This window comes from Sphingomonas floccifaciens, from assembly GCF_042681125.1.
GTDB lineage: Bacteria > Pseudomonadota > Alphaproteobacteria > Sphingomonadales > Sphingomonadaceae > Sphingomonas > Sphingomonas floccifaciens.
Genome location: NZ_JBHUFC010000001.1, coordinates 549,643 through 571,858 on the forward strand (window position 1 = coordinate 549,643; position 22,216 = coordinate 571,858).

22 protein-coding genes and 1 pseudogene are annotated in these 22,216 nt (G+C 66.9%); 5 read left to right on the forward strand and 18 right to left on the reverse strand.

The features are described 5' to 3' along the window. Positions 1-17 precede the first annotated feature (17 nt). Positions 18-782: a sulfite exporter TauE/SafE family protein gene (locus ACFSC3_RS02605; RefSeq protein WP_380938422.1), complete on the reverse strand. Its 765-nt coding sequence runs from the start codon at positions 780-782 to the stop codon at positions 18-20. 157 nt (positions 783-939) lie between these two features. Between ACFSC3_RS02605 and epsC the strand changes: the two genes are divergently transcribed. Together epsC and ACFSC3_RS02615 are read left to right on the forward strand one after the other, a co-directional pair. Further along, positions 940-1,611 (forward strand): serine O-acetyltransferase EpsC, encoded by a 672-nt coding sequence (gene epsC, locus ACFSC3_RS02610; protein WP_380938424.1) that lies wholly within the window; start codon positions 940-942, stop codon positions 1,609-1,611. Next, positions 1,611-1,952 (forward strand): DUF2794 domain-containing protein, encoded by a 342-nt coding sequence (locus ACFSC3_RS02615; RefSeq protein ID WP_380938426.1) that lies wholly within the window; start codon positions 1,611-1,613, stop codon positions 1,950-1,952. The genes epsC and ACFSC3_RS02615 overlap by 1 nt, the downstream gene beginning before the upstream one ends. Positions 1,953-2,094: 142 nt before the next feature. Here ACFSC3_RS02615 and ACFSC3_RS02620 read toward each other — a convergent pair whose 3' ends face one another. The 11 genes from ACFSC3_RS02620 to ACFSC3_RS02670 form a co-directional block, all read right to left on the reverse strand. Further along, positions 2,095-3,168 carry a hypothetical protein gene (locus ACFSC3_RS02620; protein WP_380938428.1) on the reverse strand — a complete coding sequence of 358 codons (1,074 nt, stop codon included), beginning with the start codon at positions 3,166-3,168 and terminating at the stop codon, positions 2,095-2,097. 70 nt (positions 3,169-3,238) lie between these two features. After that, the gene (locus tag ACFSC3_RS02625; RefSeq protein ID WP_380938430.1) at positions 3,239-4,135 is read right to left on the reverse strand and encodes an SDR family NAD(P)-dependent oxidoreductase; all 897 of its coding nucleotides are present in this window, start codon (positions 4,133-4,135) and stop codon (positions 3,239-3,241) included. Positions 4,136-4,335: 200 nt separating this feature from the next. Beyond that, a complete protein-coding gene (locus tag ACFSC3_RS02630) occupies positions 4,336-4,839 on the reverse strand; it encodes a hypothetical protein (protein ID WP_380938432.1) in 504 nt (167 codons plus the stop codon). Between the two features lie 254 nt (positions 4,840-5,093). After that, a complete protein-coding gene (phoB, locus tag ACFSC3_RS02635) occupies positions 5,094-5,789 on the reverse strand; it encodes a phosphate regulon transcriptional regulator PhoB (RefSeq protein WP_380938434.1) in 696 nt (231 codons plus the stop codon). Continuing rightward, positions 5,786-6,481, reverse strand: a complete 696-nt coding sequence (gene phoU, locus ACFSC3_RS02640; RefSeq protein WP_380938436.1) for a phosphate signaling complex protein PhoU — start codon at positions 6,479-6,481, stop codon at positions 5,786-5,788. The genes phoB and phoU overlap by 4 nt, the downstream gene beginning before the upstream one ends. A 110-nt stretch (positions 6,482-6,591) precedes the next feature. Further along, positions 6,592-7,359, reverse strand: a complete 768-nt coding sequence (gene pstB / locus ACFSC3_RS02645) for a phosphate ABC transporter ATP-binding protein PstB (protein ID WP_380938438.1) — start codon at positions 7,357-7,359, stop codon at positions 6,592-6,594. Next, on the reverse strand, positions 7,356-8,657 hold the full coding sequence (gene pstA, locus ACFSC3_RS02650) for a phosphate ABC transporter permease PstA (protein ID WP_380938440.1): 1,302 nt from the start codon (positions 8,655-8,657) through the stop codon (positions 7,356-7,358). Before pstA ends, pstB begins: the two co-directional genes overlap by 4 nt. Continuing rightward, positions 8,650-10,026 carry a phosphate ABC transporter permease subunit PstC gene (gene pstC, locus ACFSC3_RS02655; RefSeq protein WP_380938442.1) on the reverse strand — a complete coding sequence of 459 codons (1,377 nt, stop codon included), beginning with the start codon at positions 10,024-10,026 and terminating at the stop codon, positions 8,650-8,652. Before pstC ends, pstA begins: the two co-directional genes overlap by 8 nt. After that, positions 10,023-11,039 (reverse strand): substrate-binding domain-containing protein, encoded by a 1,017-nt coding sequence (locus ACFSC3_RS02660; RefSeq protein WP_380938559.1) that lies wholly within the window; start codon positions 11,037-11,039, stop codon positions 10,023-10,025. The genes pstC and ACFSC3_RS02660 overlap by 4 nt, the downstream gene beginning before the upstream one ends. Positions 11,040-11,295: 256 nt before the next feature. Further along, positions 11,296-12,483, reverse strand: coding sequence for a sensor histidine kinase (locus ACFSC3_RS02665; RefSeq protein WP_380938561.1), 1,188 nt, complete (start codon positions 12,481-12,483; stop codon positions 11,296-11,298). Between the two features lie 80 nt (positions 12,484-12,563). Continuing rightward, complete coding sequence (locus ACFSC3_RS02670) at positions 12,564-13,232, reverse strand: HAD-IA family hydrolase (RefSeq protein WP_380938444.1); 669 nt, start codon at positions 13,230-13,232, stop codon at positions 12,564-12,566. Positions 13,233-13,293: 61 nt separating this feature from the next. Here ACFSC3_RS02670 and glmU point away from each other — a divergent pair, with 61 nt between their 5' ends. Genes glmU through glmS form a run of 3 tightly spaced genes read left to right on the forward strand, consistent with a single transcriptional unit; the run spans position 13,294 to position 16,836 of the window. After that, positions 13,294-14,649, forward strand: coding sequence for a bifunctional UDP-N-acetylglucosamine diphosphorylase/glucosamine-1-phosphate N-acetyltransferase GlmU (gene glmU / locus ACFSC3_RS02675; protein ID WP_380938446.1), 1,356 nt, complete (start codon positions 13,294-13,296; stop codon positions 14,647-14,649). Further along, complete coding sequence (locus tag ACFSC3_RS02680; RefSeq protein WP_380938448.1) at positions 14,646-14,957, forward strand: hypothetical protein; 312 nt, start codon at positions 14,646-14,648, stop codon at positions 14,955-14,957. Before glmU ends, ACFSC3_RS02680 begins: the two co-directional genes overlap by 4 nt. A 55-nt stretch (positions 14,958-15,012) precedes the next feature. Then, positions 15,013-16,836 carry a glutamine--fructose-6-phosphate transaminase (isomerizing) gene (gene glmS, locus ACFSC3_RS02685; RefSeq protein ID WP_380938450.1) on the forward strand — a complete coding sequence of 608 codons (1,824 nt, stop codon included), beginning with the start codon at positions 15,013-15,015 and terminating at the stop codon, positions 16,834-16,836. 473 nt (positions 16,837-17,309) lie between these two features. Here the strand turns inward: glmS and ACFSC3_RS02690 are convergent, their stop codons facing one another. The 6 genes and pseudogenes from ACFSC3_RS02690 to ACFSC3_RS02715 form a co-directional block, all read right to left on the reverse strand. After that, positions 17,310-18,533 carry a TnsD family Tn7-like transposition protein gene (locus ACFSC3_RS02690; RefSeq protein ID WP_380938563.1) on the reverse strand — a complete coding sequence of 408 codons (1,224 nt, stop codon included), beginning with the start codon at positions 18,531-18,533 and terminating at the stop codon, positions 17,310-17,312. A gap of 9 nt (positions 18,534-18,542) precedes the next feature. Then, positions 18,543-18,755: pseudogene (locus ACFSC3_RS02695) on the reverse strand (TniQ family protein); the annotation flags it as partial. Further along, a complete protein-coding gene (locus ACFSC3_RS02700) occupies positions 18,680-19,945 on the reverse strand; it encodes a Y-family DNA polymerase (RefSeq protein WP_380938452.1) in 1,266 nt (421 codons plus the stop codon). The pseudogene ACFSC3_RS02695 and the gene ACFSC3_RS02700, both read right to left, overlap by 76 nt. Beyond that, positions 19,942-20,370: a LexA family protein gene (locus ACFSC3_RS02705; RefSeq protein WP_380938454.1), complete on the reverse strand. Its 429-nt coding sequence runs from the start codon at positions 20,368-20,370 to the stop codon at positions 19,942-19,944. Before ACFSC3_RS02705 ends, ACFSC3_RS02700 begins: the two co-directional genes overlap by 4 nt. Before the next feature lie 73 nt (positions 20,371-20,443). Next, the gene (locus ACFSC3_RS02710; protein ID WP_380938456.1) at positions 20,444-21,067 is read right to left on the reverse strand and encodes a type II CBASS E2 protein; all 624 of its coding nucleotides are present in this window, start codon (positions 21,065-21,067) and stop codon (positions 20,444-20,446) included. Then, on the reverse strand, positions 21,064-22,215 hold the full coding sequence (locus ACFSC3_RS02715) for a nucleotidyltransferase domain-containing protein (protein WP_380938458.1): 1,152 nt from the start codon (positions 22,213-22,215) through the stop codon (positions 21,064-21,066). The genes ACFSC3_RS02710 and ACFSC3_RS02715 overlap by 4 nt, the downstream gene beginning before the upstream one ends. Between the last annotated feature and the right edge of the window lies 1 nt (position 22,216).

Consider the following 22,216-nt stretch of genomic DNA (forward strand, 5'->3'; position numbering starts at 1 on the left):
TACGCGCGGCCAGCGCATCAGACCAGAGTGCGATACAGGCTGAACGCGCTGGTCGCGGTCAACACCACGCCGACCAGCACGAGCAGCGTCTTGGTTGGCACGCGCTTGGCGATGATCGCGCCGAAGGGGGCGGCGATGACGCCGCCGATCAGCAGGCCGACGACCGCCGTCGTGAACGCGGCGAAGCCCAGGCTGGCGATGAAGGTGATCGAGACGGTCAGCGTCAGGAAGAATTCGACGCTGTTGACGGTGCCGATCGTGGTGCGCGGCTGCGCGCCCTGGACCAGCAGGTTGGAGGTGACGACTGGTCCCCAGCCGCCGCCGCCCGCCGCATCGAGAAAGCCGCCGGCCAGACCCAGCGGCTCGATGATCTTCGGCTCGCGGTGCTGTTGCGTCGGAAAGCGCAGGCCACGCCAGAGCAGGTAGAGGCCGATGCCCGCGAGATAGGCCATGACGAACGGGCGCGTGACCGAGGCGTCGAGCGCGGTCAGCAGATAGGCGCCGCTAACGCCGCCGATGACGCCGGGCACCAGCAGGCGAAAGAACAGCCGCCAGTTGACGTTGCGGTGGATCGCATGGCTGATCCCCGACACGCCGGTGGTGAAGCATTCGACCAGATGCACGCCCGCCGACGCGCTTGCCGGGGGGACGCCCAGCACGCTGACGAGCAATGTGCTGGAGATGACACCGAAGGCCATGCCGAGCGCGCCATCGACGATCTGGGCGGCAAATCCGACCGCCACGAACGTCCAGATCGCGGACCAGTCCAGAGTTTCGAGCATTCAATATTTCCCGTTCGCGATTGCCCCTCAGCATAGAGGCCGGGGGAATGCCCACAAGACAGATAGGCTTTAACCCGGACAAGGTGGGGCGCTTGCACGCTGGAATTGGCGCGATGCGCGTCCTACATCGGGCGCGATAAGGGGACCGGTTACCGCCATGTCAGGGCTCATCGACTATCTCGATTCGATCAAGGCACGCGACCCCGCGCCTCGGTCGCGCTGGGAAATCCTGTTGTATCCGGGTGTCTTGGCGCTCGGTCTTCATCGTGTCGCGCATTGGCTGTTCCAGGCGGATATGTTCTTCCTGGCGCGCTTCGTGAATCATTTCTCGCGCTTCCTGACCGCGATCGACATCCATCCGGGCGCGAAGATCGGGCGCAATTTCTTCATCGACCACGGCTTTACCGTCATCGGCGAGACCGCGGAGATCGGTGATGACGTCACCATCTATCAATGCGTCACGCTGGGCGGGACCAGTCCGGACAACGGCGTTGCGGGCAAGCGGCATCCGACGCTTTCCGATGGCGCGATCATCGGTTCGGGCGCACAGGTGCTCGGCCCGATCACGGTCGGCCCGCGCGCGCGGGTCGGGGCGAATGCGGTGGTGACGAAGGATGTGCCCGAGGGCGCGGTGATGGTCGGCATCCCGGCACGGCCGGTGCTGGTCGAGGTCGAAACCTATCAGCGCGACTTCGTACCCTATGGGACGCCGTGCCGCGAGATGAGCGAGGCGAGCATGACGCGCTTCGACCAGATGGAGCGGGAACTGGCCGCGCTGCGGTCGGAGGTGCAGTCGCTGCGCGACGGCGAGGCGCGCGACCGGGCCTGATGGGCACCGTCACGCCCTTTCCGCTGGGCGCCAAGCCCAACCAGATCGGGTTCGACCGGCTGGAGCTGACGCGCATCCTGGACCTTTACGGCCGGATGGTCGCGGCGGGGCATTGGCGTGACTATGCGATCGAGCTGGGGCGGGACGCCGCGATCTTCGCAGCTTTTCGCCGGTCGGCGGAGCGGCCCGAATATCGGATCGAGAAGCGCCCGGCGCTGCGCCAGAAGCAGGGCGAATGGGCGCTGATCGGCGAACATGGCGCGGTGCTGAAGCGCGGGCACGACCTCGGCCCGGTGCTGGCGCCGGTAGAGCGGCGGCTGATGAAGCTGATCGAGGAGTGAGTAGAGCCTGAGGCGATCAGCTTCGTCCACCCCCGTTCGCCCTGAGCCTGTCGAAGGGCTGCCCTTCTTCGTGCATCGCTAAAGGCGGCACGAAGAAAGGACGGTGCTTCGACAGGCTCAGCACACACGGAACAGGTGAGCCTCAGGCCATCGCGACGCGGGGCTGGTTCACCGGCGGCAGGCGATCGGCCAGCCCTCCGGTCAGCCCGACGACCAGCGCTCGCCCTTTGTGCCAGAAGGCCGACAGCAGCAGCAGCGCGGAGCCGATGACCAAGCCGGTGAACGCCGCCGACAGCTCGACCGCGCCCGCCGTCTTGAACAGCGACAGCAGCGCGTAGAGGACATAGGCGAGGCTCGACACCAGCAGCGCGCGGCGATCGACCGCGAGAGCCACGGCGGCGAAGACGACGTAGAGCGCGATCACCAGCAGTGCGGTCGGCACGCCGATCGCGGCGTCGAACACGCCGAGCATGTGGAACACCGAATGCGCGATCATCGGTGCCGCGGCGAGGTGGAGCCAGAAGGCGACGTCGCTGCGCCGGGTCGTCCGCTCGCGATCGCTCATATCCCAGCGCATCGCGAAGGCGAACATGCCAAGTCCCGCGGCGAACACCAGCGGGAAGACCGCGTCCTTCGCACCCGGCACCAGCCCGATCACCAGCGAGAGCGCGACTCCGACCACCGCCACGGCCCCCGCGGCGACGGTGATCGGCACCATGAAGCGGCGCCAATGGACCCAGGCCGCGAGCGCGGTCAGCGCCGCGATGATCGCCGCGACTCCGCCTGCGATCGCGATCTGGACCTGTTCGGACTGGAAGCTCTTCAGCCAGGGCTCGATCGTCTCGGCATTGTCGGCGATCATCCCGCCCAATGCTGCCGCCACGCCGCCGACGAAGGCGAGCAGCAGCAGGATGCTGGGCAGCGCCATGCGCCGCTGTCGCGTGAAATATTCGGCAAGCCCCCATGCCGCCGCCGCCACCGCGACACCGCCCAGCGGCGTCCAGACCGACGCCCCGATCCAGCCGATCGCGCTGAGCAGCAGCGCGCTGGCGATCGCGACGAAGATGTCGTTGAACCCGGTCAGCAACCGGAAATGTTCCTCATCCACGGTCGGCGTCGCGCGCACCGCGGCGACGTGGTGCCTGAGCGCGGCCGCGGCCTCGGGCGATATCGCCCCGGCCTGGACGGCGGTCAGCAGATCCTGTTCGCTGTACATAGACTGTCCTCCTGTTGGGGGCAGTCTATCCTACGTGTATTGCCGTATCAATACACCAAATGTCGTCGGTTTATCGCTGCAAGGTGCGCAGGATCGTCATCGCCTGTTCGGCCCCCGATTGCGGCACCGTCTCGTTCGTCCGATCCGTGATCGCCGCCCACTGCGCCGCGACGCCCTCCGCCGACAGGTCTTCGCCGCGTAGCGCCACGCCGGGCGTCAACGTGACATAAGCCGCCTGGAACACGCCCGCGCCGGCACCGACGATGGCGTTGGTCGGCGCATCCTCGCTGACCAGATAGACGGCGGCGGGGGCGACGGCCTCGGGCGTGAACAGCGCGAAGGCTTCGGCCGGGAACAGGTCTTGCGTCATGCGGGTGCCGGCGGTCGGCGCGATGGTGTTGACGCGGATATTATATTTCGCCCCTTCGATCGCGAGCGTCTTCGTGAGTCCGGCAAGGCCCAGCTTCGCCGCGCCGTAATTGGCTTGGCCGAAATTGCCGAACAGGCCGGTCGACGATGCGGTCATCAGGATGCGGCCGTAATTCTGCTCGCGCATCAGGTCCCACACCGCCTTGGTGCAGTTCGCCGAGCCGTTCAGGTGGACGTCGATGACGAAGGCGAAGTCGGCGGGCTCCATCTTGGCGAAGCTCTTGTCGCGCAGGACGCCGGCGTTGTTGATGAGGATGTCGACGCGGCCCCAGGCGTCCTTTGCCTGCGTGACCATGTCGACCATCTGGGCATAGTCGGTGACGCTACCGCCGTTCGCCATCGCCGTGCCGCCCGCCGCCGCGATTTCCGCCACCACCCGTGCCGCTGCGTCCGAGGTCCCGGTGCCGTCGCGCGATCCGCCAAGGTCGTTGACCACGACCTTCGCCCCGCGCCGGGCAAGATCGAGCGCATAGGCCCGGCCGAGCCCACCGCCTGCACCGGTCACGATCGCCACCTTGCCCTCGAACGAGATCGTCATGCTGTCCTGCTCCTGCGTGATTATAGGGCCGTTGCTTAGACCGTTCGCCCTCAGGCTGTCGAAGGGCTGTCCTTCCTCGTCACGGAAAAAGCAGTGCTTCGGCAAGCTCAGCACGAACGGGAGAGGCGAATCGCGAAACGGAAAGGGCGCGACCTCCGTGGGGAGGCCGCGCCCGTTCGTGTCGGGTCAGTCCAGTCCTATCAGCCGCCGCGCTGGCGGCACTTGTCGGTCTGACCCTTCTTGCAGATCGGATAGCTCTGCAAAGGCGCCGGGGCCGGATAGGCTTGGGCGACCGGCGGCGCGGGGACGAACTGGACCTGCTGGCCCGGCTGCGCCATGCCGGCGACCGGCGGGTTGGCGGGCATGTAGCCGCCGGCCGATTCCTTGGCCTGGAAGCCGTCCGGCGCAGTCATCGTCGACATCTGGCCGCCTTGGGCGGGTGCCATCGGCATCTGTCCGTTCGGCGCAGGCGTCATCGGCGCGCCCGGCATCGGGGCGGGCTGTGTCGTCGGTGCGGTCTGGCCCATCGGCGCAGGCGCGGCCGGATCGGTAGGCGGCGGAGCGGCAGGGTCGGCCGGCGGCGGCGTCATCGGCTGAGTCTGCGCGGCGGGATCGGCCGGCGGGGTGGTGGTCGTCGTGTCCTGCGCGATGGCGGAGCCGCCGAACGCGAGCGCGCTCGCGAGCAGCAAGGTCTTGAAGGCCATGATCGGGTCCTCGAAATGGGGCGCACCTGTGCGTGCGTCGGCATGGGTAACGCCGCACGAGCGGAGTCGTTGCCCGTCCGAGCCTAATCCCGATCAATTGCTCGTATGGGGAGGGCATCGCTAAGCCCAGAGCCGTTCGCCCTGAGCTTGTCGAAGGGCTGCCTTTCCTGGTGCCGCACGCTGCTCGGCAAGAAGAACCAGGTCAGTGCTTCGACAATATCCAGCACGAACGGGAAGGGCCGAAGCGGTTTGCCTCACCCGCCCGAATCGAGTGCGTAGCCGGCCGAACGGACGGTGCGGATGATATCGGGCTTGTCGCCGACGTTGATCGCCTTGCGCAGCCGGCGGATGTGAACGTCGACGGTCCGTGCCTCGATATCCGAATCATGGCCCCAGACCGCGTCGAGCAGCCGTTCGCGGGAGAACACCCAGCCGGGATGTTCAAGGAAATGCTTGAGCAGGCGGAATTCGGTCGGGCCGAGCGCGACCGTCTCGCCGCCGCGCTTCACCTTGTGGCCGACGGTGTCCATCTCGAGATCGGCATAGCTCAAGGTCTCGCCGGCCAACGCCGGGCGGACGCGGCGCAGCACCGCGCCGACGCGGGCGATCAGCTCGCGCGGAGAAAAGGGCTTGGTGACGTAATCGTCGGCGCCGGTTTCGAGGCCACGGACGCGGTCCTCCTCTTCGCCGCGCGCGGTCAGCATGATGATCGGCACGTTCTGTGTGGCGGCGGTACGGCGCAACTGGCGGCAGACCTCCAGGCCGGAGATCGGCCCCTCGATCATCCAGTCGAGCAGCACGATGTCGGGCGTCGCTTCGCGCGCGAGCAGCAGCGCTTCCTCGCCATCGGGGGTGTGGCGGACCTCGAAATCCTCGCGGCGGAAATTCCACGATACCAGTTCGGCCAGCGCAGGATCGTCCTCGACCAGCAACATCGTCGCGCGGCTCATGCGCGTCCCTCCAGGCTATCGCGATCGGCCAGATATTTGCCGGTCGCGGCGAAATAGACCATTTCGGCGACGTTGGTCGCGTGGTCGCCGATCCTCTCAAGATTCTTGGCGACGAACAACAGGTGCGCGACTTCGCTGATCGTCTTCGGATTTTCGACCATAAAGGTCAGGAGGACGCGGAAGATCGAATTGTAGAAATCGTCGAGCGCGCGGTCGCGGCGGCAGACCTCCAGCGCGGCTTCGGCATCGCGGCTGGCGAAGGCGTCGAGCACGTCGCGGACCATGTCGCTGGCCAGGTTCGCCATCGCCGGCAGGATCGAGATCGCCTCGATCCGGTCGGGGCCGGTGTGGATCGACGGCACGCGCTTGGCGATGTTCTTCGCGTAATCGCCGATGCGTTCGATGACCGCGGCAATCTTCAAGGCGGCGACGACCTCGCGCAGATCGTCGGCCATCGGCGCGCGCAGCGCGATGACGCGGACGGCGAGCTTTTCCACCTCGGCTTCGATCAAGTCGATCGCCTTGTCCTTGCTGCGGACCTGCTTAGCGAGTTCAGCGTCGCCGCGTGAAAGCGCGGTCATCGCGTCCGCAATGGCTTCCTCGGCAAGCCCGCCCATCTGGCTGATGAGGCCGCGCAGGTGACCGATGTCCTGGTCGAACGCCTTGACGGTATGTTCCTGGCCGGTGGGCATGTCAGTTGTTCCTTCCAACCGTGCTCCCGCGGAGGCGGGAGCCCAAGGTAACGGAGCGGGTCGTTTGTGACTCTAGGCTCCCGCCTGCGCGGGAGCACGGCGTATTTGGATCACCCATACCGCCCCGTAATATAATCCTTCGTCCGCGGCTGGCGCGGCGCGGTGAAGATCTCGTCGGTCAGGCCGTATTCCACCAACTCGCCCAAGTGGAAGAAGGCGGTGCGTTGCGACACGCGGGCGGCTTGCTGCATGTTGTGGGTGACTATGACGATCGCATATTTGCCGCGCAGGTCGGCGATCAGTTCTTCGATCCGCGCGGTCGCGATCGGGTCGAGCGCGGAGCAGGGTTCGTCCATCAGGATGACTTCGGGATCGACCGCGATCGCGCGGGCGATGCACAGCCGCTGCTGTTGGCCACCCGACAGCGCGGTGCCGCTGTCGTCGAGGCGATCCTTCACCTCGTCCCACAGGCCGGCGCGCTTCAGCGAGCGTTCGACGATCTCGCCCAGTTCGGCGCGGCCGCTGGCAAGGCCGTGAATGCGCGGGCCATAGGCGACATTCTCGAAGATCGACTTCGGGAAGGGGTTGGGCTTCTGAAACACCATGCCGACGCGGGCGCGCAGCTGCACGACGTCCATCGACGGGGCGTAGATATCCTCGCCGTCGAGCAGGATTTCGCCCGATACCTTCGCCGACGGGATGGTGTCGTTCATGCGGTTCAGCGTGCGCAGGAAAGTCGACTTGCCGCAGCCGCTGGGGCCGATGAACGCCGTCACCTCGTCCATCGACATGGTGATCGACACGTCGCGCACCGCCTGTTTCGCGCCGTAATGGACGCTGACGTTCTGTGCCGAAAGCTTGGGAGTCTGAAGCGTCACCAGCGGGTCTCGAACTTGTTGCGGAGGTAGATGGCGAGCGCGTTCATCGCCAGCAGGACGGCGAGCAGCACCAGGATGGCGGCCGACGTCTTCTCGACGAAGCCGCGCCCGACCTCGTCCGACCAGAGGAAGATCTGCACCGGCAGGACGGTCGCGGGATCGCTGAACCCTTCCGGCGGGGAAGCGATGAAGGCGCGCGTGCCGATCATCAGCAGCGGTGCCGTCTCGCCCAGCGCGCGCGCCATGCCGATGATCGTACCGGTCAGGATACCGGGCAGGGCGAGCGGCAGGACGTGGTGGAACACGACCTGGATGCGGCTGGCCCCAATGCCGAGCGCGGCGTCGCGGATCGAGGGGGGGACGGCCTTGATCGCGTTACGCCCGGCGATGACGATGACGGGCATGATCATCAGCGCCAGCGTCATCCCGCCGACGATCGGGGCCGACCGCGGCAGGCCGAGCGTGCCGAGGAAGACGGCAAGCCCGAGCAGGCCGAAGATGATCGACGGCACCGCAGCGAGGTTGTTAATCGATACCTCGATCAGGTCGGTCCAGCGGTTCTTCGGCGCATATTCTTCGAGGTACACCGCCGACAGCACGCCGACCGGGAAGGCGAGCAGCAGCGTGATCGCCATCGTCATCAGCGAGCCCTTGAGCGCGCCCCAGATGCCGACGGCGCCCGGATCGGTCGCATCGGCGCGGGTGAAGAACGGCCAGTTGAAGCCGGTCGAGATGAGCTTCAGCCCTTCGAGCCGGGCCACGACGGCTTCATCGGCGGGCTTGCCTTCGCCGCGGGCGGCCAGGTCGATGCCGGTGGAGGCGGGGACTTTGATGGCGGTGCGGGTCTTCAGGATCGCCGGATCGGCCTTGATCGCATCGCGGACGCTCAGCCAGGCGGTGTCGGCGATGAAGCCCGATCCGCCCGGGCCGAACGCGGCTTCCGCCGCGCCCGAGACCTTGTCCTGCAACTCGGCGCCCGCCAGCGCGAGGTCGGCGCCCGGCCCGGCAAGTTGGGCAGGCGTGACGGGCAGCGCCATCGCCTGGAAATCGAGCGACAGCGTGACTTCGGTGCGCTGGAACCCGCGCAGCCCGCTCGCCATCATCGTGACCAGCAGGAAGGCGAGGAACGCGCCCGACAGCACCACCGCAGCCAGCCCCATCAGCCGGAAGCGGCGTTCGGCGGCGTAGCGGCGGCGGATGCGGCGCTGCATCGCGTCCGTCCGCCAATCGGTCGGCGCGCGGCGGGCGGGCTCGGTGCCTTGCGCGGGCACGCCGACGACCAAGGTGGCGCTATTCATAAGCCTCCCGGTATTTTTTCACGACGTTCAGCGCGACGACGTTCAACAGGAAGGTGATCGCGAAGAGCGTGAGGCCGAGCGCGAAGGCGGCGAGCGTCTTCGGGCTTTCGAACTCCGCTTCGCCGGTCAGCAGGTCGACGATCTGCTTGGTGACCGTCGTCGCGCTTTCGAACGGGTTGAGCGTGATCGTCGCGGCACCGGATGCGGCCATGACGACGATCATCGTCTCGCCGATCGCGCGGCTGACCGCGAGCAGGACGCCTGCGACGACACCGGGCAGGGCGGCGGGCAGCAGCACCTTGCGGATCGTCTCGTTGGTCGTGGCCCCCATCGCCAGGCTGCCGTCACGCATCGAGGTCGGAACGGCGGCGATCGAATCGTCGGCCATCGACGACACGAACGGGATGATCATCACGCCCATGACGAGGCCGGCCGACAGCGCGCTCTCCGACGATGCATAGGGCATCCCCAGCATCACCGCGACCTGGCGGATCGCCGGCCCGACCGTCAGCGCCGCGAAATATCCGTAGACGACGGTCGGCACGCCGGCGAGCATCTCCAGCGCCGGCTTCATCCAGCGGCGGAAGCCGGGCTTGGCGTATTGCGTCAGGTAGATCGCGCTCATCAGTCCGAACGGGATGGCGACGATCATCGCGATCACTGCGCCGATGAAGAAGGTGCCCCAAAACAAGGGCACCGCCCCCAGCGACGCGCCGGGGTCCTTCGCGCTGATGATCTGCGGGCTCCAGTGCGTGCCGAACAGGAATTCGGTGACCGGCACGACGCGGAAGAAGCGTACGCTTTCGAAGACGAGGCTGAGAAAAATACCGAGCGTCGTCAGGATCGCGATCAGCGAGGCGACGAGCAGGATCAGCATCACTCCGCGCTCGACCCGGGTGCGGGCGCGCAGGCTCGGCGACACCCGGCTGTAGGCGAAGGCGCCACCGGCGAAGGCGAGCAGAAGCGCCACGATCGCGCCGATCCAGCGGAACTTGGCCATCGCCGCGGCAAAGGCGGGGGCGAGCGCTTCGGACTGGGTGAAGAAGGCGCCATAGGCGCTGCCGCCCGCTAGGCTGCGTGCCTCGTTCAGGATCATCTCCCGCTCGTAGCCGCTCGCCGGCAGGACGTTGGCGGCGGGGTCGGCCAGTGCGGTCGAGGTGACGAGCGACGGGCTGAGCGCCGACCAGATCACGAGAAATGCGAGGGCCGGCAACACCGTCCAGAGCGCGACGTAGAAACCATGCTGGCCCGGCAGCGAATTGGGCCGCACCGGGCTGGTCGCCGCCTGCGCCAGAGCGCGGGTCCGGGCGGTCAGCCAGCCGATCAGGCCAAGCCCCAGGATGACGAAGAACAGCGCGAACGGCGTCATTTCAGGTCACCTGCGGTGAGGATGGTGCCCTCCGCGATGATCCAGGCCGACGCGGCGCGAACGTCGGCCGATGCGGCGATGAGGCCGCGGCGGGTCAGCTGCCCACCGGGGTTCCAGGCCTTGGCATAGTCCGACACGAACTCGCGCAGCCCCGGCACCGCGCGCAGATGCGCCTTCTTCACATAGATGAACAGCGGGCGGGCGCCGGGATAGCTGCCGTCGGAAATCGTCTGATAGCTGGGCGCGACGCCGTCGAGCGGCACGCCGTGCAGCCGGTCGGCGTTTTCCTCCAGATAGCTGTAGCCGAAGATGCCGATCGCATTCGGGTTGGTCGTCAGGTTCTGGACGATCAGATTGTCGTTCTCGCCCTTGTCGACATAGGCGCCGTCGTCGCGCAACTTGGTGCAGAGGTTGGCGAAGGCGTCGGGGTCCTTGTCCTTCAGCGCCTTGGCCTGCGGATTTTCCGCCTCGCACGCCGGCACCAGCACCAGCTCGGCAAAGGCGTCCCGAGTGCCGCTGGTCGAGGGCGGGCCGTAGAACTGGATCGGGATCGCCGGCAGCGCGGGGTTCACATCGGCCCAGGTGCGGCGCGTGTTCGGCTTGCCGTCCGGCGCGGCGGCGAGTGCGTGATAGACGTCGGCGCGGGTCAGCTTCAGCTTCGGGCCGCTGTTCGATTCGGCGAGCGCGATGCCATCGGTGCCGATGCGGATTTCCAGAATGTCGGTGACGCCGTTCTTGCGGCACGTCTCATATTCGGCCGGCTTGATCCGGCGGCTGGCGTTCAGCACGTCCGGGTGTGCCGGACCGATGCCGCCGCAGAACAGCTTCACGCCGGAGCCGGTGCCGGTCGATTCGATCACCGGCGGCTTCAGGCCGCGGCTGTTCACGAAATTCTCGGCGACTGCGGTGGTGAAGGGATAGACGGTCGACGACCCGACGATGCGGATCTGATCGCGCGTCGTGCCGCCGTCGCAGCCGGCCAGCGCCAGCAGCACCGCGCCCATTGCCGCCATCGATCGCACCGGTGCTTTCACGTTCCCCCAAGGCTCCCCGGCGCGACTCAGCGCGCGCCGATACGTCCCCTGTTGCGGTTTCGTTACGTGGTGATGACAGCGCCTTGCCTTGGATTAGGGGGGATCTTGAATCCTCCCCTGCAAGGGGAGGTGGCGCGCGGTACGCGCGACGGAGGGGTGTCACCCCTATCCGGATAGCTGGACACCCCTCCGTCAGGCCTGCGGCCTGCCACCTCCCCTTGCAGGGGAGGATCAGTTACGGCCGCACCGCCGCCGGGATCAGCGCGGTCACCGTCGTGCCTTCGCCGACCGCGCTGTCGATCCGCAGTCGCCCGCGGTGGCGCTCGACGATATGTTTGACGATGGCGAGGCCCAGGCCCGTGCCGCCGACCGCGCGGCTGCGGCCGGGATCGACGCGGTAGAAGCGCTCGGTCAGGCGCGGCAGATGTTCGGGCGGGATGCCGTCGCCCTGGTCGGCCACCGCGATCCGCACCATCGCCTCGCCATCCGGGGCGACCGTGATCGTCACCGGCGTGCCCGCACGGCCGTATTTCATCGCATTGCCGATCAGATTGTGGAGCAGCTGCGACAGTTGGATCCGGTCGCCCAGCACCTGCGCGGGCTCGGTCACGTCGAGCGTCAGGTCGGCGGCGCGGGGACCGCCTGCGGCCGACAGTTCGCGGCACACGTCGCGGCCGAGGTGGGCGAGGTCGACCGGCGTCTCCGGTATCCGGAATTTCTCGGCCTCGATCCGGCTGAGGCTCATCAGGTCGCCGACCAGCCGCTCCATCCGCCGCGCTTCGTCGTTCATCACGCCGAGGAAGCGGTCGCGAATGGCGGGTTCTTCTCCCGCGCCCTCGCGCAGCGTCTCGATGAAGCCGAGCAGCGAGGCGAGTGGAGTGCGCAGTTCATGGCTGGCGTTGGCGACGAAATCGACGCGGATGCGATCGGCGGCGGCGCTGGCGGTGCGGTCCGACAAATGGATCAGCCGGTGCTCGCCCGCGGTCTTCACCCGCATCGCCCAATGCTGGTCGCGCGCGCCCAGCCCGACGAGTTCGATCATCCCGTCGTCGGGCGACACCTGCAACAGGCGTTCGGCGGCGGCGGGGTGGCGGATGGCGAGCCGCACGTCCTCGCCCGCGATATGGTCGCCCAGCAGCGCGCGTGCGGCGCGATTGGCGCGGACGACGCGGGTTCCTGCGATCACCACCACCGGATCGTCGAGCGCATCTAGCAACATGTCGGCATCCGGCCCGTCGCTCTTGCGATCGTCATCCGGCGGACGATAGGCGGGGGCGGGGGCACTGGCGGCGACGAGCACTGCGGCGATGCCGAAGACGAGCATGATCGCTGATGCCGACGCATCACGCGTGACGACGCCCATCGCGGCCGTGGCGACCACGACCAACGCCATCGCGAGCAGCATCGGCAGGCGGCGCCCCATCCCCATGACCGCGTTCGATAGCCGAGATGGGCGCCCGCGGCCAAGCGTTCGATTGCGGAGACGTCAGTAGTGACGATCGATTAGAGACGGTCGAGTGTCGGAATAAGCTGGTCGTAGCGATCGATGACGGCATCCGCGCGCAGATCTCCGACCGGTCCGGCGAGGAAGCCGAACGACACCGCGACTGCCGGCACGCCAGCCGCCTGCGCCGCACGAACGTCGTAGATCGAATCGCCGACGAACGCGGCGCGTCCACCGCCGCAGCGATCGATCATCGCCAATATGGGCTCGGGCGACGGCTTGGTCTTGCCGGGGCCGAGCGTGTCGCCGCCGATGATGCAGGCGAAGCGGCTGGTCATCCCCAGCGCCTCCAGCAACGGCAGGGCGAAGCTCTCCCGCTTGTTCGTCACCACCGCCAGCCTCGTGCCCTGCGCCGCCAGCGTATCGAGCGCGGCCAGGCAGTCGGCGAAGGGGCGGCTGGCGACGCACAGGTGCCCGGCATAATAGTCGAGCATCGTCGGCATGACCGTATCGAGCAACGCGTCATCGCCGCCACCCGTCGCGGCCAGCGCCTGACCCATCATATGGCGACCGCCAAGCCCGATCATCGGGATTACCTGCCGCACGTCCAGGCGGGGACGCCCAAGCCTGTCCAGCGCATGGTTGACCGCCGCCGTCAGATCGGCACTGGTGTCGATCAAGGTGCCGTCCAGGTCGAAGCCGACGATATCGAAACATGGCTGCTGCATGACGCAGACTTAATCGGCGATGCTATGGAATTGGCAAGGCTTTCATGGCAGGGCCACGCCCATGACCACGCGCCCGCTCGCCGCGATCGTCCTGGCCGCCGGCCAGGGCACGCGGATGAAATCCGATCTGCACAAGGTGCTCCATCCCATCGCCGGCCGCCCGATGCTCGGGCATCTGCTGGCGAGCGTCGGCGAACTCGCGCCTGCCCGCACGATGGTCGTCGTCGGCGCGCGACGTGAGCAGGTCGAGGCTTTCGCGACGCCGCTGGGCGCGGAGATCGTCGAGCAGCGTGAGCAACTGGGCACCGGCCATGCCGTCGCGCAGGCCGAGGCAGCGCTGGGCGGATTCGCCGGCGATGTGCTGATCCTCTACGGCGACGTGCCGCTGGTCCGCGCTGACACGATGCGCGCGATGGTCGAGCGGCTGCACGGCGACGACGCGCCCGCCGCGGTCGTGCTTGGCTTCCGCCCCGCCGATCCAGGCGCCTATGGCCGCGTGATCGCCGACGCGAGCGGTCGTATCGCCAAGATGGTCGAGTATAAGGACGCCTCGTCGGACGAACGCGCGGTCGACCTGTGCAATTCCGGGCTGATGGCGGTGCGCGGCGAGGATCTGTTTGCGCTGCTCGCGCGCGTCGGCAACGCCAATGCAGCGGGCGAATATTATCTGCCCGACATCGTGATGCTCGCCGAGGAAGACGGACGCCACTCCGCCGTCATCGAAACGGGAGTCGCCGAAGTGACCGGGGTCAACAGCCGCGGGGAACTGGCCGCGCTGGAGGGGCAGTGGCAGACGGCGCGGCGGGCGCAGGCGATGGTCGACGGCGCGACGCTGATCGCGCCCGATACGGTCTGGTTCTCGCATGACACGAAGATCGGTCGCGACGTGACGATCGAACCGAACGTCGTCTTCGGTCCCGGTGTCACGGTGGCCGACGGCGCGACGATCCATGCGTTCAGCCACCTCGAAGGCGCGACCGTCGGCGCGCGTGCCGACGTCGGCCCCTATGCCCGCCTGCGCCCCGGCGCGGTGCTGGGCGAGACGGCGCGGGTCGGTAATTTCGTCGAGGTTAAGAATGCGACGCTGGGCGTCGGCGCCAAGGCGAACCATCTGAGCTACATCGGCGATGCCGAGGTCGGCGCGAAGGCGAACATCGGCGCAGGCACGATCACCTGCAATTACGACGGCTTCTTCAAATATCGCACGAGCATCGGGGCAGGGGCGTTCATCGGCTCCAACTCCGCGCTGGTCGCTCCCGTCTCGATCGGCGCGGGTGCGATCGTCGGTGCGGGGTCGACCGTGACGCAGGACGTGGAGGGCGATGCCCTGGCGCTGGTGCGCGCGCCGCAGACCGCCAAGCCCGGCTGGGCCGCCCGCTTCCGCCAGATGATGGCCGCACGAAAGGCCGCGAAATGAGTCCGCGACACGAAGGCAAGCCGCTGCTGCGCCTGCTGGACGGGTACGTCATGGACGCGATCGGCAAGCTCGACCCGGCCGAGGCGGCCGAGCTCAAGGCGATGGAGCCGCAGTTGCGCCGCGATTGGGGCGGGACGGGCGACTGGCGTGCGCTGTGCGCGGCCCAGATGCGCTTTCCCGACGGCATGGCGGGCGCCATCCGCGAGGTGTGGGAGAAGGGGCGCGACAAGTTTCTGGCCAGCGAAGGCTATGAACCCAGCGCCGAGCAATTCACCCGCTCGTTCGTCGACAGCAAGTTTCCGCGGTAATTTGATTTAACGGAGGGCTCAGAGGCGACACGCCCGGGCCGAGGAGAAGACTGACATGTGCGGCATCGTAGGAATTCTGGGCACCGACTCCGTCGCCGAACGCCTGTTCGAGGGGCTGAAGCGCCTTGAATATCGCGGCTATGACTCTGCCGGTATCGCGACTTTGGTCGACGGCAAGATCGAACGCCGCCGCGCCGAGGGCAAGCTGGCCAACCTTGCCGCCAAGCTGGCGAGCGACCCGCTGCCCGGCACGATCGGCATCGCTCACACCCGTTGGGCGACGCACGGCGCGCCGACCGAGGACAATGCCCACCCGCACATCGTCGGTGACGTGACGATCGTCCACAACGGCATCATCGAAAACTTCAAGCCGCTGCGCGACGAGCTGATCGCCGAAGGCCGCGAGTTCAAGTCGCAGACCGATACCGAGGTGGTCGCCCATCTGGTCGACCGCGAGCTGAAGGCGGGCAAGTCCCCGCGCGACGCGGTCGCCGCCGTCCTGCCGCGCCTGCACGGCGCCTTCGCCCTCGCTGCGCTGTTCGCGGGCGAGCCGGACCTGCTGATCGCCGCGCGCCTCGGTGCGCCGCTGACGGTCGGCTACGGCGATGGCGAGAATTACCTGGGATCGGACGCACACGCGCTTGCCGGCCTGACCCAGCGGATCGCCTATCTCGACGAGGGCGACTGGGCGGTGCTGACGCGCGAGAGCATCGAGATTTTCGATCGCGACAACAATCCCGTCACCCGCCAAATTGTGGCGTCGGGCGTGTCGCCTGCCGCGATCGAAAAGGGCAACCACGCCCATTTCATGCTCAAGGAAATCTATGAGCAGCCGGTCGTCGTCGCTCAGACGCTGCGGAGCTACCTGCGCGCGGTCGAGCAGCGCGTCGCGATGCCGCAGATGGATTTCGACCTGGGCGCGATCGAACGTGTCGTCATCATCGCCTGCGGCACGGCCAGCTATGTCGGGATGATCGGCAAATATTGGATCGAACGCTTCGCCCGCCTGCCGGTCGAGGTCGATGTCGCGTCCGAATATCGCTATCGCGACCCCGTCCTGCCGCTGAACACGCTGGGCGTCGTCGTCAGCCAGTCGGGCGAGACCGCCGACACGCTGGCGGCGTTGCGCCACATGAAGGCGAACGGCGTGACGACCGCGGGCATCATCAACGTGCCGACGTCGAGCATGGCGCGCGAGGTCGACCTTCTGCTCTCCACCCATGCCGGGCCGGAGATCGGCGTCGCGTCGACAAAGGCGTTCACCTGCCAGCTCGCCGTCATGGCCGCGCTCAGCGTCAATCTGGCGCGTGCGAAGGGCAAGCTGACGCCGGAGGAAGAGGCCGACATCGTGACGCAGCTGACCGAAAGCCCGGCGGCGATCAACGCGGCGCTGGCGCATGATGACGAGATCAAGGCGATGGCGGGCACCATCGCGGGCGCACGCGACGTGCTCTATCTAGGGCGCGGGCCGGACTATCCGCTGGCGCTGGAAGGCGCGCTGAAGCTCAAGGAAATCAGCTATATCCACGCCGAAGGCTATGCCTCTGGCGAAATGAAGCACGGTCCGATCGCGCTGATCGACGATTCCGTGCCGCTGATCGTGCTGGCGCCGTCGGGGCCGTTGTTCGACAAGACTGTCAGCAACATGCAGGAAGCGCAGGCGCGCGGCGCGCAGGTCGTGTTGATCAGCGACGCGGCCGGCATCGCCCAGGCGGGCGAGAACACCATTGCGACGATCGAGATGCCCCAGGTCCACCCGCTGATCGCGCCGATTGTCTATGCGGTGCCGGTCCAGCTGCTGGCCTATCATGTCGCTGTCGCCAAGGGCACAGACGTCGACCAGCCGCGCAACCTGGCGAAGTCGGTCACCGTCGAATGACGAAGCCGACCGGCCGGGGCGCGTCTGTGGAGACTGAAAAGAGCTTTTCCGTTTTGAATAAAGTCTTTCCAAACTAGAGTTTTTCCATTTTCGAACTCAGCGGTTCTGAAACGAAGATTTTCCAGTCCTGACGCTCGCGAAGTTTTTTAGCCTCTGTGTCGGCTGGTGCCCGCCAGGCTCGAGGGTCAAGACACTTCCGAAAGATCGAGATTGGAAAATCTTTATTTAAAAATTTCCGTTGGGGATGTCGCAGCGTTCAAGTGGTTTTGGAAAAACTCGGCTCGTCGCGCTCGTTAACCGTCGTAAAATAGCTTTTCCGTTTCTGGTCGTTTGGTTCGCGGCCGGTTCGAGCCGGCTAAAATAGTCCTTCCATTCTGAAGCGACCGCGCCGTTCGATATGACTTCCGCCGGAATAGAGTTTTTCTGCGGTGAGCAGCGCTATAGCGAAGGCCTTCTCCCTTGCGGGTATGCCGTCACCCCTCAATTGGCCGACTCAGGGTCGCCATCTCCTCGCGGACCATGGGCAGGCATCCTGCCTTCAGCCCGGCGGCGCGGGCGACCCACCAAGGCTTGAGATCCGCGCCGTAACGCGAGATCAGATGACGCACCCGGCGACGCTGAAACGTCTCAACGTCCTCAGCAAGCTGATCGAGCAAGGCGGACGAACGCGGGAGCTTGGCCTTACGCTTCGCGAAGTACCCCGGCTTCGCGACGCGCCGCTCGAGTTCAGCCCGGCTTGCCCGGACGAGCGGCTCCAATGAGTAGATGACGGATAACGACGTTTTCAGCTGCGCGGCGATCTCGCGATCGATCGTCTGCCAGTCGCGTCGGGGGCGACGTGCGCGCGACGCACGCCTACTCCGGCCGGTCGCGGAACGTGCGGTTGGCCCGGCCGGGAGGCCGGAAGGTTTCGTCGACCAAGGGACAGCGATGCCGGCGGCGAGGGCTTGACGCACCACCGTCTTGGGATCCAGCCCGACTTCCCTGGCGACCGCACGGAGCTTCGCGCCGGGCTTCACCAGCCGCCGGAGCGCCGGAACCAGCAGAGGCCCCGCATCGCGCAAACGGGGTTCGCCGATCGTGCCATCGGTCCGCACCGAGCGGGTGAACGAATAGCCGCATCCGCATTCGAACGTCGCAACTCTGCCATAGCGCTCCCTGTGCATCGAGAGGGTCATGCCGGTGGCCAAGCCGAAGTGCTTCGCCAGCGGGTTGCTACAGAGCCAAGGCCCTCGACCGAACGGATTAGTGATGACCGACGTCGTGTCGAGAGACCCGAGTACGCCATCCAGCATGAGGTGATGGAGCGGGTGGAAGGCTTTTCTGTGCGTGCGGACGATCGATGCCAGCCAACCCCCATCGTCAGGCACGTCGCACGCTGAGGGAAGATAGGGGATGGCGGCGCCCCAGTGGGTGCGGAACGCCTCCACTAGGCCGACGACGTCCGCCTTTTCGAACGACCGCATCAGTCCGACGTCGTCGAGCTGCCTGCGGTAATCATCGCGCCTGTCGACGAAGTCCATCGGCACCGGCGTCGAGATCAAAAGCGTTTCGACCGCACCGGCGATTTCGCAGAGTCGTTTTCCGGCCAGACCATCCGGCATCGGTGTCGCTTCGATCGCGCGGGCGGCGCCATCGGGCATGAGATAGCCGTGGCGACCTGCGGATGCCCTCGTGACGTTGCTCGTCTCGATCATGCAGCGATGGACGGGGCAGACCACGACCCCCGGGGCCTGATGCAACGTCAGCCAAGTCGGCTCTCCGATCCGCTCAATCTGCGTCCGCAGGCATTCCGGGCAGAAGCGAAGCGCATCATGAGGACGGATGGCCGACCGTCGGGGCGTCACGCCTTCACCACCGGCACTTCGGCGATCCTCGTCGTCCAAGCGGGGGATTTGTTCTCCGCGCGCATCCGCCACTCCCGCTTGAACCCCTGCGCGCCGGGCACCGCGGTGAACCGACCGAACCTGCCGTTCACCTCGTCGAGCGCTGTCATGAGCCGGGCACGACGATCGACATCGCCTTCGAACAGCGTGCGCGGACGCAGCTGGGCCGTAACGAGGTCGTCCAGGATGATGCCGGCCTTAGTATAGGCGAAGCCGTCGCGCCACGCGGCCTCGACGCCACGCCGGGCGGCCGCGAGCAGCTCGAGCGAGTCGTCGGTCATCGGATGGAGCGACAGGCGACGGGTACCGTGATGCTGCGGACGGTCGCGCTTGTGCGTGTTGGTATGGAAGAACACGGTCAGCTGTCCGGCCACCAGGCCATGCGACCGTAGTTTCTCGCCGGCGCGCATCGCATACTGCGCGACCGCACCCATCAGCGTCTCGCGGTCCGTGACGGGCGTGCCGAACGAGCGCGTCACCGCCATGCCCTTGCGCTGGGGTTCGACCATCTCGACGACGCTTGCCGCGACGCCCTGGAGTTCGGCCACCAGGCGCTCGAGCACGACCGTGCCGAGACCCCGCGCCTGTTTCATCTGCATGTCTCGCAACTGGCCGGCGGTGCCGACGCCCAAACCGGCCAGCTTCGCCGCGGTGGCGCGTCCGATTCCCCAGACGTCGGCGACAGGGAAGCGGTCGAGGACAAAGCTGCGGATCGTCTCGTCGCGCAGATCCGCTACGCCGTCGAACAAGGGGTTCTTCTTCGCGGCCGCGTTGGCGAGCTTGGCCAGCGTCTTCGTCGGGCCGATGCCGACGCAGGTCGGGATCGTCGTCCACCGCCGAACCTGGTCACGCATGCCGTTGGCGTGTCCGACCAGGTCGCGGTCGGCGAAGGGCGTCAGGTCCAGGAACGACTCGTCGATCGAGTAGATCTCGACCTCGCTGGCGAACTCGTCCACGGCGGCCAGGATGCGCCGCTGCATATCGCCGTAGAGCGTATAGTTCGACGAGCGGACCACCACGCCGTGGCGGTCAAGCCGGTCGCGGATCAGGTGGATGGGATCGCCCATCTTCACGCCCAGCGCCTTCGCCTCGTTCGACCGCGCGATGGCGCAGCCGTCGTTGTTGCTCGCCACCACGACGGGGACGCCGACCAGCTTCGCGTCGAACGCGCGCTCGCAGCTGACGTAGAAATTGTTGCAGTCGATGAGCGCGATGGCGGTCACGCGCGGTAACGGCGCGCGAGGGCGACGACCACGCCCCAGATCTCCACGTTCTCGTCGATGCGGATGGCGTCGTAGCCCTCAGCCTCGGGGACAAGCCAGAGCCGGTCGCCCCGGCGGCGCAGGCGCTTCATCGTGCGTTCCCCATGGACGAGCGCCACCACGATGTCGCCGTTACGCGCCTCGACGGCTCGGCTCACCACAACGAGGTCGCCGTCGCTGATGCCGGCGCCCTCCATCGAATGACCAGCGACCCGCATCACGTAGCTCGCGGCCGGATGGTCGATCAGCCACCCCGCCAGATCGATCGGCTCCTCCATGTCGTCCTGAGCGGGCGAGGGGAAGCCGGCGGGCGTCGTGCAGACGAATAGCGGCAACTCGCTGGCTATCGCGTCGAAGGGCACGTCGTGCAGGATCAGGGTAGTCATTTCAACGCTTCCAAAATCTCTTCGGCATGCGTTGTAGGACGACATGAACAAATTGGGAACAAACTTCCCCGCGTCAGTCCTTCAGCAGATAAGCGAAGCTCCGCATTACGGGTGCATCGATATGGGGGCGTGGCGAGGCGGCACGTCCTCGCCTTGTCGACCCCTGACGGGTAACGGGGACGGCCCCGTGCTCCGCCTCGTCACCGCCCCACAAGCCGGTGACGAGCCACATCTCGTAGTAAAAGAGCCATTCGGCGGTCCACGGGACGATCGACTCGGCGAGCAGCATGTCGTCGGTCCAGTCCCGACTCCGCGGATGGAAAAGACACAGGTCGGCGCCGCGCGGGTCGTCGTGCGGTCCGTAGATGTGGGGGATCGGCAAGTCGGGCGCTTCCGGGCGCCGCGCGATCGGCGTCAGCAGACGCGCGCTCGGCCACGGGCTCGTGAAGCGGAAGCTGCCGTCGTCCATTCCTCTGTGATCGACGATCCGCACCCGGTAGGGCTGCGACAGCGGCGTGAGTTCGCCTTCCCATATGGTTACCCAAAGTAGATCCAGCACGACCTTCAACGTCGGGAAGCGCTCGGTCATGGCGCGGATCTGCATGTCGGCGAAGAAGCGCGCGACGCGCGGGCGCCAGCCGGTCGAGCCGGCCGTGCACAGCGGTGCCGACCAGCTCGAGCCGACGTCGGCGATCATCGCGCGGCGCCCCCGTAGAATTTGTGCGTCGGCGCCGCCGTGCTTCCCTTCGGCACGATGCCGGAGAAGCTGACGGCACCGGTCCCGGCAGCCGCGAATTGTCCCGAACGGCTTTGCATGCCTGCACGTTCACGCGCCTGATTATAGCCGTCGCGGGCCGCGTTCTCGCCGAAGAGGTCCATCAAAATGTCGCGCTTGCGCACCTGCGTTCCATCAGCGCGGACCAGTTCATCAAGACGATCGACCAGGACGCCGAGGTCGGCGGCGAAGCGGCGGTTCGAACCCGGCCTCTTCGGCCAACGGTCGGACAGGACATCTTCGCGGCACGCGGGGTTCTCGATGTGGAGATCGTCCGCCGACACGACCTGCGCCACATGCAAGGCGGCGCTGCGAAGGTCGGAAACCAGACCCGCCCCCGGCTGCGCGTCCGCTGCGATGCATGACAGAAGCACCGACGGACAGCGGTCATAGTCCCCGCGATCGCATCGGATGTCACGGAACCGCTTCAGCAGCTGAACGGCCAACAGCCGATCGGGCTTGTCCTCCGCCGGCGTCTGCTGCGGAACCGGCACGATCTGGGCCCGGACCTTGCGCTCGTCGATCATCACGCGCGGACGGACGCGGCCGTCGAACCAGCGCGCGAACCCTTCGGGATTGGCCAGCGCGTGATCCGGCCGCTCGGGATGGCGGTCGAAGATCGAGACGACGCGCGGGATGCGGCCCGGGATCAGCACGGCGGGCGTCACATCCAGATGCATGTTGGCATAACCCAGCGTGACACAACGCTTCTTGATCTCGCAGGTGGTGAATTTCAGTCGACCCTTGCCCGCCTGGAGCGAGCGGGCAACGAGCTGAAGGACGGCGTCGGGATCCGCCCGCGGATCGAGCGCCAACTCGAGGATCAGGTCGATGTCGTAGTCCTCGCGGTCATCATATGCCGAGATCGTCGACCCCATGCGGAACGAGCCCTGCGGATAGATGACGGGCGAATAGTCCGGAAAACCGCTATCGTGCTCGTCGAGATACCGGCTGACGGCATCGAAGTGGGCGACGGCCTCCTTGTAGGCGGTCGGCGTCAGCTGAATACGACGCGCTACGTCGGCGAGCAGGTCGTCGTAGAAGCGGTCGACGGGTTTGGCGTGGAGCATT

Bases quoted from the DNA above. Each gene is read 5' to 3' on its own strand.
- ACFSC3_RS02605 (WP_380938422.1), bottom strand. From the start codon at position 782: ATGCTCGAAACTCTGGACTGGTCCGCGATCTGGACGTTCGTGGCGGTC.
- epsC (WP_380938424.1), top strand. From the start codon at position 940: ATGTCAGGGCTCATCGACTATCTCGATTCGATCAAGGCACGCGACCCC.
- ACFSC3_RS02615 (WP_380938426.1), top strand. From the start codon at position 1,611: ATGGGCACCGTCACGCCCTTTCCGCTGGGCGCCAAGCCCAACCAGATC.
- ACFSC3_RS02620 (WP_380938428.1), bottom strand. From the start codon at position 3,168: ATGTACAGCGAACAGGATCTGCTGACCGCCGTCCAGGCCGGGGCGATA.
- ACFSC3_RS02625 (WP_380938430.1), bottom strand. From the start codon at position 4,135: ATGACGATCTCGTTCGAGGGCAAGGTGGCGATCGTGACCGGTGCAGGC.
- ACFSC3_RS02630 (WP_380938432.1), bottom strand. From the start codon at position 4,839: ATGGCCTTCAAGACCTTGCTGCTCGCGAGCGCGCTCGCGTTCGGCGGC.
- phoB (WP_380938434.1), bottom strand. From the start codon at position 5,789: ATGAGCCGCGCGACGATGTTGCTGGTCGAGGACGATCCTGCGCTGGCC.
- phoU (WP_380938436.1), bottom strand. From the start codon at position 6,481: ATGCCCACCGGCCAGGAACATACCGTCAAGGCGTTCGACCAGGACATC.
- pstA (WP_380938440.1), bottom strand. From the start codon at position 8,657: ATGAATAGCGCCACCTTGGTCGTCGGCGTGCCCGCGCAAGGCACCGAG.
- pstC (WP_380938442.1), bottom strand. From the start codon at position 10,026: ATGACGCCGTTCGCGCTGTTCTTCGTCATCCTGGGGCTTGGCCTGATC.
- ACFSC3_RS02660 (WP_380938559.1), bottom strand. From the start codon at position 11,039: ATGGCGGCAATGGGCGCGGTGCTGCTGGCGCTGGCCGGCTGCGACGGC.
- ACFSC3_RS02665 (WP_380938561.1), bottom strand. From the start codon at position 12,483: ATGGGGCGCCGCCTGCCGATGCTGCTCGCGATGGCGTTGGTCGTGGTC.
- ACFSC3_RS02670 (WP_380938444.1), bottom strand. From the start codon at position 13,232: ATGCAGCAGCCATGTTTCGATATCGTCGGCTTCGACCTGGACGGCACC.
- glmU (WP_380938446.1), top strand. From the start codon at position 13,294: ATGACCACGCGCCCGCTCGCCGCGATCGTCCTGGCCGCCGGCCAGGGC.
- ACFSC3_RS02680 (WP_380938448.1), top strand. From the start codon at position 14,646: ATGAGTCCGCGACACGAAGGCAAGCCGCTGCTGCGCCTGCTGGACGGG.
- glmS (WP_380938450.1), top strand. From the start codon at position 15,013: ATGTGCGGCATCGTAGGAATTCTGGGCACCGACTCCGTCGCCGAACGC.
- ACFSC3_RS02690 (WP_380938563.1), bottom strand. From the start codon at position 18,533: ATGATCGAGACGAGCAACGTCACGAGGGCATCCGCAGGTCGCCACGGC.
- ACFSC3_RS02705 (WP_380938454.1), bottom strand. From the start codon at position 20,370: ATGACTACCCTGATCCTGCACGACGTGCCCTTCGACGCGATAGCCAGC.
- ACFSC3_RS02710 (WP_380938456.1), bottom strand. From the start codon at position 21,067: ATGATCGCCGACGTCGGCTCGAGCTGGTCGGCACCGCTGTGCACGGCC.
- ACFSC3_RS02715 (WP_380938458.1), bottom strand. From the start codon at position 22,215: ATGCTCCACGCCAAACCCGTCGACCGCTTCTACGACGACCTGCTCGCC.